Source organism: Shewanella morhuae, from assembly GCF_900156405.1.
Classification (GTDB): Bacteria; Pseudomonadota; Gammaproteobacteria; order Enterobacterales; family Shewanellaceae; genus Shewanella; species Shewanella morhuae.
Map to the genome: position 1 here is coordinate 45,133 of NZ_FTNN01000016.1, position 15,724 is coordinate 60,856.

Genomic DNA, 15,724 nt, shown 5'->3' on the forward strand with positions numbered 1-15,724 from the left:
CGAAGAATAGAATATGAAAATCAGTAGAAAGGTGTTGGGTCAATATCAAGTGAACTCGGCGATACGCCACGCTCAACATAAAGTTCAGATTGTAATAGGTCTACCATAGTGACCTCTGTATAACGCTTAAATTTTATAGAGTAAAAACACTTCACTACCGGATGTAATGCATCTCTATCCTTTGAGGTCCAAACAATCCCAATCTGGCCATCGGATAACTCCACCAGAGAGCCTACTGGGTAAATACCGATACAACGAATAAAGTCATAGACCAACTCTTGGTCTAAATGGAATGGCGTTAAACTGAGCAGAATTTTAAACGCCGCTGCAGGGCTCATGGCTTCTTTATAACAGCGCGTTGCTGTTAAGGCATCAAAGATATCGACGATACAGCTCATGCGACCATGAAGAGGGATTTCATCACCTTTTAAGCCCCTTGGGTAACCACGCCCATCGAGTTTTTCATGATGCATCAAACAGATATCTTTACTTAGTTGCGATAATCCTTTCGCTTCGTTCATGATCGCTAACGCATACACTTGATGCAACTTCATATGCTCAAATTCTTCAGGCGTCAGTTTTCCCGGTTTATGCAGCACTTTATTGTCGACTTTAATCTTACCAATATCATGTAAAATCCCGCCGACGGCCATCTCCCGCAACTTATCACGATCAAATTGTAAATACTTGCCAAAGGTTACTAATAAAAAAGCCACATTTACTGAATGTTCAAGTAGATAAGCATCTTTTGATGCGCAGCGCTGACATACATTTAAGCGCGTCAGCATCTAACATAACAGACTCTATCATGTTGTCTGCTAAAGCCTCGAATGGTCCAACCTCGATAGCCTTGCCCTCAAAGGTCTCGGATAATACTTTACGAATGAGATCTTTAGCCTCAATCAGCATCACCTTTGCTTGATCTTGTTGCTTTTCACGACTGATGGGTACTTTTTGACTTTCTGTTTCACTCGCAATAGGAGTTACAGGGACTACATGAGGATGAGGGTGAGTAATCGTTTCCTTACTTAAACCGCAATGTTCAGCAGAGCGCTGCGCATCAACCCAAACAAACTTAATACCATTTTTTGTTAGCTGAGCAATGGTATCTTTATGCTTAATTTGTCCAGCATTCGTAATGGCAAGCTGGCCCTTATCCGGTTTGTCGATCGCACAGACAAACATGCCTAATGTCAGTTGCGACACAGGTAATTTGATTAGGTCAACTAATCCTGCTGACTCATTCATATCTACAACCCCAAGGATGATTGCCTGCATAATATATCAATTTTAAAGATACGATACTAAAGCGACCTACACTCGCATATTCTGTTGCAGTTATTATCTGAATTCTGGTTTATTCATAATATAACGTAGATGCGAGGCGCATTCTAAGCTGAATATTAGATAATCACTATAGACTTTGCTGCTAAACGACATACGCCAAACTTAAGTGAAGGAAACAAGGTCTTAAATGTTGCTTATGTGAGCAAGACTTTGCCCTTACTCAATAACGCCCTCTGCCAATAATCCATGGTGCAGGCTGAGTTGCCAAGACACAGCACTATGTGTAATGCATCTATGACTACTGAGTAAGATAGCGCAACCTTGAGAGCTTAAGTACTGCAGCAAATACCACGCTTTATCATAGTAATGCTTATCCATTCCTGCTAATGGGTCGTCCAATAACAACACCTTAGGCTGTAAGCAAGCTAATGAGGCTAAAGCAATTAAATGCTGTTGCCCGTGGGATAGTTTATAAGGTGGCAATTCAGCTAAATCCGATAAACCCAGCTCCTCCAACATTTGCGCAGCCCGTTCTTTAGGGAGCTTAAAACGCGTTAAGCTAAACTGCATTTCGGCTAACACGCTAATCTCAAACAATTGTCGACTCGGTCTTTGGATCAGCAGCCCTAGATCAGCACCGTAAACGCCCAGCTTAGGCCTTCGTCCTAGCACCTTAATCGGCAGTCGCTGCTTTAAGTTGAGCACACCCGCTAAGCCCTTTAATAAGCCGGTTTTACCTGAGCCGTTCTCTCCCACTAAGGTCACTATCTCACCCGCTTTAAGCTTAAACCCCTGCGGACACGTAAATAGCACTGGACAACCATCAAACCCAAATTCAAAAGATTCCGCGTTGATCAAGACTTTGCCTGTATGCTCAAACTTAGCCTGATCTCGCCACGTAGACATTTCAATTTGCGCCGCCTCGCTCACCGTATAGATGCCTTCCGATAATTTGCCCGCCCCTAGCTGCCAGTAATGCTGAATAATCCCAGCGAAGGCCAAAGAGTTATGCTCAACCAACACTAGCGCCATGCCCTCTTGGAGAAGATTGCCAAGCACCACCAGCAGTTCACTCACGCCGTGATCATCAAGTTGTGCCCACGGCTCATCAAGCAGCAGTAAATGTGGCTCGCACGCTAACTGAGCAGCAATCATTAAGCGGTATGTTTGACCAACGGAAAGCGTATTGAGCTGCGTATCGAGACGTAAGTACAAGCCGGCACGCCGCAGTGCCAATTGCACTTTAGAGAGTATTTGTTCAGCGGGAATACCGAAGGCTTCTAAAGCGAAGCTGATTTCTGCGCCGACGGTTTTTCGCAATAGCTGTTTCTGCGGGTCTTGTGTGACTAAACCCGTCACTAACTTGGGGAAACGCCAGATCTCGCCTTCATGCGGGCGATTTAACACGCCCGCAAGTAGATTGAGTAAACTCGATTTTCCAGAGCCCGTAGGACCGCTCACACAATGACACTGACCAACGCCAATCGTTAAGTTAATGTCCAGCAATACCGTTGACAACTGACTACCATAGTTGAAGCTAACGCCTTCAAGCGTGATGAGTTTCATGCTCGCCCTGCTGCTATCAGAGGGTCATACAGGCCATCGTTTTCATCTTGTGAGCTCGTCGTAATCATATTTGCAGGTCGCGTATAAAATGTAAGCTGTACTCGCTATTGTGAGTCGCTGCGATTCAGTCTCAATTTAAAAACCATTAAAAACCAACTTAGATCAACTAATTAAACTAAAGAGAAAATGATTCCACAACAAACAGACAGAATGTCTATCAAGGATAATTTTACCGACAAAAAGACCCGCTTAAGTCACGGTTTTTATCGTCATAAAATGAGACCATAGCTAAAGTCACATACTAGAAGCTTACATCTTGACACTCTTGATTGTGGCCTTTAATTTGAGCGAAAGTTTCTTATTTATAAACAACAGCTAATAAAGGTAAATGACTTGAAAAATAGTTCATAAGCCTGAGTCGTGTTTATTGATGCTGGTGACTGATAATGTGACCTTCAGCCCTGCCTTTATTCTTAATTTTGGGAGTTTTATTTGCCTGTTCATGCCCTGTCTGAAGACCTTAAGTCTCTCATCGACAAACTCATCCAATTAAAGCTAACCCCAGTGGTAGAAGGGCTCGTACAGCTATCTGTTAGCACAGTCGCGCTGCCTTTAATTCCATGGCTGGCATCACAGACCCTATTTCCACGTATTTACTGGCATGGGCGCGATAGAATTGAAGAGGTCGCAGCGATAGGGGCGTGTAAAGATATTAAATTTGAAACGGCAATGAGCGATCAGCAACTGGCCACTATCTATCAAGAGCAGCGAGCCTTATCTACCAATCAGAATATCCGTTACTACGGTGGTGTCGCTTTTGATCGCACCATAGACTCTTGGCCCGAGTTTGGTAACAGTCGTTTTATCCTGCCACGCATTGAGTTTAGGCGCAGCGGGAACCAATTTAGCCTATTAGTGAATCTTAACTTTGCCGATAATGATCACCATAGCGAAATAGATAACGCCATTGCTGCCATTGAAGCAATTATGCCAGCCAAACCACTTTCGCCACCAAAAAAAATCGGCTTACGGGGCCGCACAGATACACCCAATTTTACACGCTGGAAAACCCTTGTTGAACAGGTTATCGAGCCTAAGTTTAATCAAGACACGCCAAAAGTAGTGCTGTCTCGGTTAACTCAGCTTGACGTTAACGAACCCGTTGATCCTTGGATGGTACTCGCCTGCTGGCAAGGACGTAATCCTAATAGCTTCCAATTTGGTTTTCAGTTTAGCCCAGAGCGCACTTTTATCTCTTGCTCACCAGAGCGTTTATTTCGCCGTAATCAACAAGAATTATTTACCGAAGCGCTTGCCGGTACAACGATTCGCGGCTTAAGCCAAGAAGAGGATATCGCACTGGCAAACGCCTTATTAGAGGACAATAAAAATAGCGTTGAAAACCAACTTGTTCGCAGCCATATCGTCAATATGCTTACGCCATTGAGTCGTTATGTTGGCGCCGATGAACTCGCCACTATTTTTAAACTCAACCATATTCAGCACTTACACCGTGCAATTCATGCCGAGCTAAAAACAGGTGTCAATGATTTTCAACTGTTACAAGCCCTGCATCCAACGCCTGCCGTAGGTGGGTTGCCCAGACACTCGGCAATGAGTTTTATTCGCCAGCAAGAAGGCTATATGCGTGGTTGGTACGCCGGTGCCTGTGGCTATTTCAATCAGTACGAAAGTGAGTTTTCGGTCGCAATCCGTAGCGCACTTATCGAACCCGGTCGAATTAATTTATTTGCAGGCGCGGGGATTATTGCAGGTTCTGATCCACAAGCAGAATGGCAAGAATTAGAGAATAAACTCGCAACTATTGTGTCGATTCTTTTCGAGCTGTAGAGCTATAGAATTGCCAAACTATCAGCAGTTAGCACTCACCTCCTGAAACGGTCACTAACTATTAGTCGCGTTACCAACGCTCGCCTTAAAGATATCCAAACTGTCAAAGGCATTACCGTCGATAAGCACTTTTAAACAGCGGGCTTGCATCTTAAGACTCGCCCACTATAATGACGACCCCGATTTCAGTGCGCTGTTATCGATGATTTCGTCGTAAACATAATAAAATAAATATTAGCGGGTTCCCTCACCCCGCCCTACACAACTAAAAAGGCCACCTATGTTAATGTTAACTACAGCACAGCTTCGCCGTGCTTTATTCCTATTAGTAGGATTCCATATACTGATTATTTGCGTCAGCAACTACTTGGTACAATTGCCATTTCAACTATTTGGTTACCACACTACTTGGGGCGCATTCAGCTTTCCATTCGTGTATTTAGCCACAGATCTCACAGTGCGTATTTTTGGCCAACAAGCTGCGCGTAACATCATACTTAAAGCCATGATCCCCGCGTTGGTGATTTCTTACGTGATAGGCGTCATGTTCCATCAGGGTAGTTTTCAAGGGGCTGATTCATTGGCACAGTGGAATACCTTTGTATTTCGTATCGCCTTTGCCAGTTTCGCTGCCTATTTAATCGGTCAGCTGATGGATATTACGGTTTTTGCCCGTATTAGAAAAAATCGCTCTTGGTGGGTTGCGCCCGCTGCATCAACTTTAGTGGGCAATCTTGTCGATACCTTAGTCTTCTTTAGTATCGCTTTTTACGCCTCTTCTGATGACTTCATGGCAGCCAACTGGCCCGAGATTGCTACGGTAGATTACGGTTTTAAACTGATCGTGAGTTTAGGGCTGTTTCTACCAGCCTATGGCGTTTTGCTAAAAGTCTTACAAGATAGGATTTTGCGAACCGAACCACAGGGATCTGTTTCCTGAGCCGCTCAAACTCATTATATCGATTATAATTTAATCTCGTTATCGCCAGCCCGACTCAGTTAACACAACGGTTTTGTTAACAAAAGAGTTGGGCTGATTGTTATGAAAAAATGCCAAGATTTGTAAAGATGCATACTTTTTTAAATAAATAGCTTGCAAACACAAATGAGAATGATTATTATTAACTCGCGTTCCAAAACTCATCTTTAATCATGATGACTGGTAATCAAAGTGATTAAAGTGCTTCTGAGTTTGCAAGCACGACATTGCTCACACACTCTTTGTGGCCGGACTCATCATCCGGCTTTTTTTTTGTCTATTTTTCCTCATTACACCTCCTCGAATAACTAACCTAAACTCGGGATAGTGGCTGTGGTAACTGATTAATCTTATTAGCTTATTTCGCAAAATTAACTCTACAGAGGTCGTTTTTCCGTTATCAAGGCAAGTTTGCTACTAATAGTGGGCTATTAGTAGCAAAGTTAACGCAGATAAAGGGAAAAATAACCTGTAGAGACGCAGAGCTTATCCCTAGTTCAGGTTAACTAGCTTCATAGTGGTATTACTTTTGAATAAATAGCTTGCAAACACAAATGAGAATGATTATTATTAATTGCGTTCCAAAACTCATCTTTAACCATGATGACTGGTAATCAAAGTGGTTAAAACGCTCCTGAGTTTGCAAGCACGACATTGCTAACACACTCTTTGTGGCCGGACTCATCATCCGGCTTTTTTTTGCCTATTGTTGCGCATTACAACCACTCGCTTCATAGTGATATCACAATACCCACGACAACCAATAACGTACCAATACCCAAACACGGTATCTTGTCAGGCATACTTTATTCACCCGACATCTCGTTATAATTGCCAGCAAAGTGTAATCCCTCATAAGGGTTGTTCTGTCGCTCCTCTTTAGCTTCGCGATATAGACCCATAGTAAACAAACTCCCTTTTCCTAAGATTGAACTCACTTCTATGGTGCCGCCAATCCGCTTGATAATACCGTAGCTGAGTGAAAGCCCTAAACCAGTGCCGTCTTTACGTGTGGTATAAAAAGGGTCAAAAATGCGCCCTAGCTGCTCAGGGGATATACCAGTGCCTTCATCTTCTACTTCAATTTTGACGCCAATCAACACACCCTGTTGTAGCCAGTCATAGGTTCGTATCCAAATTCGACCTTTACCGTCCATCGCATGGGCAGCGTTTACCACCAGATTGATCAACACTTGTAATAACTGTGGTTTGTTAACTTGCACAGGGCAAGTTGCGTTTAGCTCAGTAATTAACACCACTTCTTGTTTTTGAATCGAATGCCGCACTAACACCAGCATTTCTTCTATGATAGCGGTCATATTGTGCATTTCTAGCGGCGCATTAAATTCACCAGGACGACTGTACTGTAATAAGCTGCGAATTATGGTCGTGATCCGCCCGACTTGTTGAATAACGAGATCAATTTCTTCTTTTACCACATCGGCATTATCGCCCAGCTCATAGCGTAGTAGTTCCATATTACCGAGAATAACCGCCGTGGGATTATTGATTTCATGGGCGATACCTGCAGTCAACTCACCGAGTGCGGTGAGCTTTTCATTGGTGACGAGCTGTTGGCGTGTTTCATTGAGTAATGCGACGTTACTTTGTAACTCTAAAGTTTTGTCATGTAATCTACGGGTACGCTCGGCAACTTTTACCTCTAGTTGTTCTGCAGCCGCTTGAATTTGAGCATTTCGACTCTGTAATAGGTCGAGCATACTGTCGAATTGTTCCGCCAAATTCGACAACTCGCTATCCCTATCTAAGTCTAAAGCGCCAATACGAATATTTCGCCCCGATTGAACCGCCTGCACCACTTGGTGAATACGTTCAATTGGCAACAATAAACTATAGGCCCCGCGATAAACTAATAATCCAGACACCAAGAGCACTAACATTAAAATAGTGCCCAATTCGATAATGTTTAATAGGTAATTATGGATAAAGGGTGCTTCAGAAAAACCGGTATAAATCATGCCAACACGTTGACCGCGAACATCCTCTAAGGGTGCGTAGGCAGAAATAAACCAATCATTAAAAACAAAGGCGCGGTTTATCCACTGCTCACCATTAATTAATACTTTTTCCTTCACCTCCTCCGACACTATGCTACCCAGTGCTCGCCCCGGCATTTCATCATGGGAAGAAAGTTGTAACGGTACGTTAGTCGAAACGCGAATATCATCTAAAAAGATAGTCACTGTACCAATAGAGCGTTCAGGCAGAGTCCCTTTGTCGTACACCAAATCACGAATGTGATCGACAATCCACGTATTGCGGTTAAACAAGATCCCACCATCGAGATACCAAGCCACTTTACCTTCCATATCAGGCACAGGTAGTAGACTACGGCTCAATAAACCACGCCCTTCAACAGTTTGAGTCGTACTCTGTGCCCGCAGGGTTGTCACTATTGGAATGCGCGCAGTCACTGCTAACTCTGGGTCAATACGCGCTAACCGTTCATGCGGCAACACCATTAAGCCAGAATATGGCAGTAAGCCGTTTAATTTAGGCAATATTTGCCGTAAATCCGGATCGTCAGCGGCATCTGCAACACTGATCAAACGTAAATAATCGAGATGAAATTGTTTTTTTTGCTGCAGGAGAAACGCATCGAGACTAGATCGATGATTAATAGAAGTTTCTTTTAAATTGGATTGTTTGTTGCTAAATTTTTCGGCGGTTAATATCGGCCTAAAATCATTCTGAAAAGCCCAAGAGGTTATTACTCGTTCGAGTTGATTCTCTTGGCGCACCTGTACCTGCTGTAGGGTATTTTCAGCAACAGACAAGTCAGCTTTAACCATCATAAACAGCTGCTTACCTGTATAACTAATATTCCAGTAAATAGTGATAAACACTAAACTCACCAGTGTCAGTAAGATAGGTAATAATGTCAGAATCAATATGCGATAACGCACCTTGGCCTGCATTTGTTGCCAACTCACACCAAAAAAATGAGTGAAGAATGACACCCTACAACTCCTGCTCACTGCTAAAGTCAAACCATTCTTTATATTTACGATCTAAGGTCTTACGCGATACACCTAAATCCCTTGCCGCGGCGGACTTATTACCAGAGTGTAAGTCCACCACACTGGTGACATGGTGTTTTTCGACTTCTTTTAATGTCCAATCCTGCGGATAACCCGATGTAGATAAAACGTCACTTTTTAGCTGTTGCTTCCAGTATTCTGCTGGCGGTTTACCCAGTAAAATACAGCGTTCAATCATATTACGCAGTTCACGGATATTACCTGGCCATTCATGTTGCTGCAGTTTCACCATGTCTTCATGGCTCCACACTACTTCCCTGACGCCAAGCTCAGTGGCCAGTTGGCGGGTGAAATGATGGGTTAATTCCACCACATCTTCAGGTCTATCACGTAATGGTGGAATTAAAATATCGAGTACATTGAGTCGATAATATAAATCTCGACGGAAATTTCCCGCCTCGACTTCATCAATCAGAGTACGGTTAGTGGCCGCGATTACGCGTACATCAATATTAACTTCTTTTTCACTACCCACTGGACGAATCGATTTTTGCTCTAACACTCTGAGCAAAGCAGTTTGCATTTTCAGTGGCATCTCACCGATTTCATCAAGAAAAATCGTCCCACCCGAGGCAAAGCTAAATAAGCCTTCACGATTGCCTTTTGCCCCCGTAAATGCCCCCGCAATATGACCAAATAGCTCACTTTCCAATAATTCAGAGGCGATAGAACCACAGTTAACTGGGACAAAAGACCCTTGACGTCCACTGAGTAAATGCAATTGCCGCGCAACTAACTCTTTACCCGTACCAGATTCACCCTGAATAAGTACTACGGCATTGGTCGGTGCGACACGTTCAATTATATATTTCACCGATTTCATCGCTTCGCTGCCACCAATAATGGTCGATGAATAACCAATTGACACCTCGCGGCGCAGCATTAAATTCTCGCGTTTAAGCAAGCGGCGTTCAATACAGCGATCGACTGCCGTCATCATCTGCTCAAGGTGGAAAGGTTTCATGATAAAGTCAGAGGCACCCGCGCGCAGTGCAGTAATGGCCACTTCCATATCGGCGTAACCCGTCATGAAAATAATATCAGAGCGACGACCTTGCTCATCGAGCGCTTCATGCCACTCAATACCTGAGCGACCAGGCAAGCGAATATCAACAATAAGCAAATCAAAATGGCAACGACTACGTAGTTGCTCCGCATCTTCGATACTGCCAGCGGTTTCAACTAAGGCGAATTTTTTCGACAAAGCCTTATTTAAAAAGCTGCGCATGCCGGGTTCATCATCAACAATCAGTACCGATACTGCCGATGGAAGGGGCTTGAGGTTATTATCTGTCTGGTTCATATTGTCTGCTTCTGGACATTTTGACTCATTTACAGCCAATTCTATCATTGAAAATAGATAAACAGGCCACGATGAACCACAAGAAGTGTGCTCTGGGACAATTTGTCTGTGGAGTATTTGCTGGGCTTGGGATCAAGCTCACAAATTAGCTTAAGCTGTGAAGAAAATAGTCGCATTATCAGCTTGGCATCTAATTTGCTTTCAATCGAACGTATTACAATTTATAAGATGTTCCACTCGATAGGTATTTGAGTTGGAATCCTATTTTCTGCCAAGGAGTACCCATGCTAAATATGAAATCACTACTGAGTTTGGTTGTTACAGCCAGCTTTCTTACTGTTTTACCCGCTCACTCGACTGAAATTATCAAATTAGCCACGACCACCAGCACAGAAAACTCTGGTCTACTAAAAGAACTATTACCTAAGTTTGAAAGTGAATCAGGCTATAAAGTTCAAGTCATCGCGACTGGCACAGGTAAAGCCCTGAAACTAGGTGAACAAGGTGACGTAGATTTAGTCATGACTCACGCACCTAGCGCCGAAGCAAAATTCGTTGCCGATGGTTTTGGTGTTGAGCCACGTGGCATCATGGAAAATGATTTCGTGGTACTTGGTCCTAAAAATGACCCTGCAAAAATTCGTGACAGCAAAACTGCCGAAGAAGCCTTTGGTAAAATTGCAAAATCAGGTGTACCTTTTATCTCTCGTGGTGACAATTCAGGCACTCATATCAAAGAGTTAGAAGTATGGAAAGCAGCAAGTGTGACACCAGACTTCAAAGGTTACACTTCAGTAGGCCAAGGCATGGGTAAAACTCTGCTAATGGCAAACGAAATGCAAGGTTATACGCTGTCTGACCGTGGTACTTTCGTCGCTTACAAAACTAAGCTAGATCTTGGTGTTGATTTTGATGGCGGCAAAACCTTAGCCAACCCATACCAAGTCATTTTAATCAACTCAGCTAAATATCCAGATCTGAACCACAAAGGTGCTAAAGCGTTCAGCGACTGGTTGATCAGCAAAGAAGGCCAAAGCATGATCAATAACTTCAAAGTTGAAGGCGAGCAATTGTTCAAGGCAACTTATAGCGAATGAACGACGGCTGGCTAGCACTATTACAGCAGGCGTTAAGCCTGCTGTTTTCATTGGACCCCGACGTTTGGTCCATTATTTCGATCTCGTTTTCGGTTTCTTTCGCAGCCCTACTGATCACTTTAGTTCCTTCTATGGTGCTCGGCTTCGTGTTGGCGTTTGCGCCATTTTATGGCCGATGGGTCATTACTAACTTAGTCCAAACCCTGCAATCGATTCCTACAGTTGTTATTGGCTTACTGGTCTATCTATTACTCACACGTAATGGCCCACTGGGTGATTTGAAGTGGTTATTTACCCAAGAAGGCATGATCCTCGGACAAATGTTGATCTGCGCGCCCGTATTAATCGCACTGAGCCAAGCCGCATTTACCAGTGTAGACCGCAGAGCCTGGGAAACGTCACGCACCTTAGGTGCCTCTTGGTTTAGTGCGGTTTGGACAGTGTGCCGCGAATTGCGTATGCCGTTACTACTGGCGATTGTTGCGGCTTTTAGTCGAATTCTGACTGAAGTAGGCTGCTCTATGATGGTTGGCGGTAATATTTTAAACGTAACGCGTAATATCCCCACCGCCATTGCACTCGAAACCAGTAAAGGTGACTTCGCCCAAGCGATTGCCCTCGGACTCGTGCTGCTCATCTTAGCCTTGATCCTTAACTTTGCTTTAGGTAGTTTACGCGGCAAAGCGATGCCAAGGAGCCATTAAACGATGACTAAGGTGAAACTTATCGCCCGTGACTTAGAAATGTCCTTTGGTACGCGCCTGTTATTCAAATCCGATGCGTTAGCACTCTGCCAAGGCGATGTGATTTATCTGCAAGGCGACAATGGTACCGGTAAATCAACCTTGATGAAGATTCTGGCAGGCCTAATGGCACCAACGAAGGGCCATATTGAGACGGTGGGTTTTGCTAAAAATGCCTGGTGGCGACGTAACCCTTTATTAGGTAAAGCGGTTTATCTACATCAACATCCTTATTTATTCGATGGCACTGTAGAATATAATCTTACCTATGGGCTAAATTTCAGCTCAGAAACCAAAGCCAAGGCGAAACAACGGATTACTCAAGCGATTGAGATGGCGCAGCTAGGCTCGCTATTACACGCCAGAGCCAGTAACCTCTCAGGCGGAGAAAGACAGCGTCTCGCTATTGCGCGCGCTTGGATCCTCCAACCTAAACTACTAATGCTTGATGAACCAACGTCTAATATGGATAAGGATTCCCAAGAGCTAGTATTAAAAATGATCCAACAACTCAAACACGAAGGCACAGGTATGTTACTGAGTAGCCATCAAAATTGCGCGTTAACCGCTATCTGCGAGCAACAGTGGCACATAGAGGGCGAACAGGTGATGACCGCTTATCCACATTCTCAATCTCTGCCAGTACAGGAATCCTTATATGTCATCACAAATTGATGCCGTTATTCTCGCCGGTGGTATGGCACGTCGCATGGGTGGCGACGATAAAGGTCTCGTCGAATTAAACGGCGAAGCCATGATTAAACATACAATTGATAGAATAAAACCTCAGGTTAAGGAGATCCTGATCAACGCAAATCGTAACCAGACACGTTATGCTGAGTTTGGTTTTAAAGTGATAAGCGATGAACACAGTGGTTTTCTCGGCCCCTTAGCGGGTATGATCGCTGCTATGGGTAAGACTGATGCCGAATACTTATTAGTCGTACCCTGCGACTGTCCGTTACTACCGCTTGATCTTGTACCGCGTATGTTAGCTGCAATTGAAGCCGAAGGTGCTGAGTTAGCCGTTGCTAGTGACGGTGAATATGAACAACCCGTAGTTATGCTGTTAAAACCTAGCTTACGTGATTCGATGAAAGCCTTTCTTGAGGCGGGTGAGCGTAAAGTGGACTTTTGGTATGCCAAGCATCACTTCGTAGTCGCGTCGTTCGCCGACCAGCCTAACGCCTTTGTAAATGTGAATACGCCTGAACAAAAACAACGATTGGCCATAGAAATAACCAAAAGCTAGGTTCCAACAACTCAAATTAGAGGTGCAAATGAGTAACCCCTTCGTCAATCCGCTCGCTATTCCCGTTCTCGGATTTTGTGCCTATAGTGGCACGGGGAAAACCACTTTACTCAAGCAGTTAATCCCTGAATTAAATCAGCGTGGTTTACGCTTAGCCGTGATTAAACATGCGCACCATAATTTCGATGTGGATATTCCCGGCAAAGATAGCTATGAAATGCGTAAAGCCGGCGCACGGCAAATGCTAGTCGCCTCCCATGTTCGCTGGGCGTTGATGACAGAAGATGTCCGTGATGGCGATCCTGAGCTAGTCCATTTGCTTAAGCAAATCGAAGCCGACAAAGTAGATATCGTGTTAGTCGAAGGCTTTAAAAAGCTCGCATTACCTAAAATTGAATTACACCGCGCAGCCCACGGCAAACCTTTTATTTATACCCAAGATGAAAATATCCTCGCTATCGCCTGTTGCGATGACACCCAGTTGCCGAGTAACGAGCTTCCCAGTGAACTACGCCGCCTCGACCTTAATAATATCGGCCAGATTGCTGACTTTGTGATGGAATATGCCCAACATTGGCAAATTCCGCGCGTATGTTTACCGATAACCACAGTAGAAGCCTGCACCATTGGTGATAACAAAAACCTCAGCGTGAGCCAAGGCCTAGCGCAGATATTATCTAATGTCTCATCCGTAACAGAGGTTGAAGAAATAGGTTTAGATGCCCTAGATAACCGCGTTCTTGCCTTCGATAGTATTTCGCCCATCGACGTCCCGCAGCAAACTAATTCAGCGATGGATGGCTACGCCTTTGTTTACCAAGATCCCATGCCCACCACCTTAAAGCGGGTAGGTGAAGTCCTTGCTGGTCATCAATACTCAAACACGCTTAACGTTGGCGAAACCGTGCGTATTATGACTGGAGCCACAGTGCCAGCTGGCGCAGATACTGTGCAGCCCCGTGAGCTAGCCACTGACATCAATGGTATAGTTACCTTTGAAGGCCACATTCAAGCGGGTCAACATGTTCGACTCGCTGGCGAAGACATTGCAAAAGACCAAGTGGCGTTAACAAAAGCCACTCGGCTAAGTGCCGCCGAACAAGGTCTACTGGCTTCACTTGGGCTCAATCGCGTCAGTGTATATCGTCGTCCAACCGTTGCAGTATTCTCCACTGGCGATGAAGTGAGCCAGCCAGGTGAAACGCTCAAAGCCAACTGCATTTATGACTCAAATCGCTTTACCATTAAAGCCATGGCAACACGCCTAGGTTGTGAGGTTATCGATTTAGGCATTATTGAAGATTCAGAAGCCGCCCTCGAAGCAACACTCGCCAAAGTAGCAACTCTAGCCGATGTCGTCATCAGCTCGGGTGGTGTATCTGTCGGGGATGCAGATTACATTAAAACGGTGCTTGCTCGCCTCGGTAATATTGATTTCTGGCGTATTAACATGCGCCCAGGTCGACCACTCGCTTTTGGCAAGGTGGGTGATTGCCTATTCTTCGGTTTGCCGGGTAACCCTGTCGCTGTCATGGTATCTTTCCTGCAATTTGTACAACCTGCCCTGCGAAAATTAGCCGGTGAAGCAAACTGGCAAGCGCCATTATTCCCTGCCATCAGTGATGAAACGCTGCGAAGCCGCCAAGGCCGCACCGAGTTTATTCGCGGCATTTATCAACTTGGCAAAGATGGACGCCTGCACGTGAGCAGCACAGGCAGCCAAGGCTCTGGCATGTTGAGCTCTATGGTCAAAGGGAATTGCCTCATCATCATAGGTGATGATGCAGAAGCCGTTAATGCCGGCGAAACTGTTTTTATTCAACCATTTGCAGATTTACTCTAACATCGGGCGAGCTTTTTATAAGCCTCACAATGGATCCCGTTGGCCGTAAGGTTGGATACTTACGGCTGTCGATTATTGAGCGCAGAGATGTTTACTGCATAGATAACATGCGCACGAACTTGGCTTAATGAGGGACAAATCCCGCATTCTATGAACGCGATTGGCGGTTAAACACCACCACTCGATAGCTTGCAGGGCTAGCATCTCAATTTTGCCGTGATAGACTCAAGTTATCGTTCCATATTTAGCAGCGCACATCCCTATGGCTTTAACTCGTAAACAATGGAATAACATTGTCATTATCGCCTGTATCTTTATGGTCGCAGTGCTGACTTTTATTGATAAAAAAACCAATAATGTTCCGAGTGATGCTCAGTTATTATTTGACGATAATGCGCCGCTCGCACAACTGCAACTCGATGGACTATGGCTACATAAACAAGCATCGAAATGGAGTTGCGACACTAAAGTACTTAATTGCGATGAATGGGCCAATGCCTGGCAAACCATACGAGTATCGCCCTTAGCTGCCGCGCCAGAAACCACTGATGCTCCTCAAGAATTAGTGATACAGATTGCTGATATCAGTGATTTTCAACTGTGGATCTATTTCCCTAAGGAAGGCGCCCTTAAATCTCCTGCAGGCAATTGGTACTTAGTACCACCGAGCTTACGAGCTAAGCTGCAACCTATTCTCGATGCGAAACCCGCAGCATAATATCGCTTCCTTTTACTTAAAAT

Annotated in this window: 11 protein-coding genes and 1 pseudogene; 8 read left to right on the plus strand and 4 right to left on the minus strand. The window is 44.5% G+C overall.

Annotation, left to right across the window (positions count from 1 at the left end; genetic code table 11):
* Positions 1-20: 20 nt before the first annotated feature.
* Both BW947_RS15950 and BW947_RS15955 read right to left on the minus strand, forming a co-directional pair.
* Positions 21-1,248, minus strand: a pseudogene (locus BW947_RS15950) (cyclic di-GMP phosphodiesterase).
* 255 nt (positions 1,249-1,503) lie between these two features.
* Positions 1,504-2,853, minus strand: a complete 1,350-nt coding sequence (locus tag BW947_RS15955) for an ATP-binding cassette domain-containing protein (protein WP_076501365.1) — start codon at positions 2,851-2,853, stop codon at positions 1,504-1,506.
* A gap of 492 nt (positions 2,854-3,345) precedes the next feature.
* Here BW947_RS15955 and BW947_RS15960 point away from each other — a divergent pair, with 492 nt between their 5' ends.
* On the plus strand, positions 3,346-4,704 hold the full coding sequence (locus tag BW947_RS15960) for an isochorismate synthase (protein WP_076501367.1): 1,359 nt from the start codon (positions 3,346-3,348) through the stop codon (positions 4,702-4,704).
* Positions 4,705-4,984: 280 nt separating this feature from the next.
* A complete protein-coding gene (locus tag BW947_RS15965; RefSeq protein ID WP_076501369.1) occupies positions 4,985-5,644 on the plus strand; it encodes a 7-cyano-7-deazaguanine/7-aminomethyl-7-deazaguanine transporter in 660 nt (219 codons plus the stop codon).
* 845 nt (positions 5,645-6,489) lie between these two features.
* On the opposite strand, the gene BW947_RS15970 is transcribed toward BW947_RS15965, so the two are convergent.
* Both BW947_RS15970 and BW947_RS15975 read right to left on the minus strand, forming a co-directional pair.
* Positions 6,490-8,664, minus strand: a complete 2,175-nt coding sequence (locus BW947_RS15970) for a sensor histidine kinase (RefSeq protein ID WP_076501371.1) — start codon at positions 8,662-8,664, stop codon at positions 6,490-6,492.
* Position 8,665: 1 nt separating this feature from the next.
* Positions 8,666-10,048: a sigma-54-dependent transcriptional regulator gene (locus BW947_RS15975; RefSeq protein WP_076501373.1), complete on the minus strand. Its 1,383-nt coding sequence runs from the start codon at positions 10,046-10,048 to the stop codon at positions 8,666-8,668.
* 284 nt (positions 10,049-10,332) lie between these two features.
* Between BW947_RS15975 and BW947_RS15980 the strand changes: the two genes are divergently transcribed.
* The 6 genes from BW947_RS15980 to BW947_RS16005 all read left to right on the plus strand — a co-directional run bounded on the left by BW947_RS15980 (position 10,333) and on the right by BW947_RS16005 (position 15,701).
* Positions 10,333-11,145 carry an ABC transporter substrate-binding protein gene (locus BW947_RS15980; RefSeq protein ID WP_076501375.1) on the plus strand — a complete coding sequence of 271 codons (813 nt, stop codon included), beginning with the start codon at positions 10,333-10,335 and terminating at the stop codon, positions 11,143-11,145.
* Positions 11,142-11,849 (plus strand): ABC transporter permease, encoded by a 708-nt coding sequence (locus BW947_RS15985; RefSeq protein WP_076501377.1) that lies wholly within the window; start codon positions 11,142-11,144, stop codon positions 11,847-11,849. Before BW947_RS15980 ends, BW947_RS15985 begins: the two co-directional genes overlap by 4 nt.
* Positions 11,850-11,852: 3 nt before the next feature.
* Positions 11,853-12,563 (plus strand): ABC transporter ATP-binding protein, encoded by a 711-nt coding sequence (locus tag BW947_RS15990; RefSeq protein WP_076501379.1) that lies wholly within the window; start codon positions 11,853-11,855, stop codon positions 12,561-12,563.
* A complete protein-coding gene (gene mobA / locus BW947_RS15995) occupies positions 12,547-13,140 on the plus strand; it encodes a molybdenum cofactor guanylyltransferase MobA (protein WP_076501381.1) in 594 nt (197 codons plus the stop codon). The genes BW947_RS15990 and mobA overlap by 17 nt, the downstream gene beginning before the upstream one ends.
* A gap of 28 nt (positions 13,141-13,168) precedes the next feature.
* Positions 13,169-14,983, plus strand: coding sequence for a bifunctional molybdopterin-guanine dinucleotide biosynthesis adaptor protein MobB/molybdopterin molybdotransferase MoeA (locus BW947_RS16000; protein WP_076501383.1), 1,815 nt, complete (start codon positions 13,169-13,171; stop codon positions 14,981-14,983).
* Between the two features lie 262 nt (positions 14,984-15,245).
* Positions 15,246-15,701: a hypothetical protein gene (locus tag BW947_RS16005; RefSeq protein ID WP_076501385.1), complete on the plus strand. Its 456-nt coding sequence runs from the start codon at positions 15,246-15,248 to the stop codon at positions 15,699-15,701.
* Positions 15,702-15,724 lie beyond the last annotated feature (23 nt).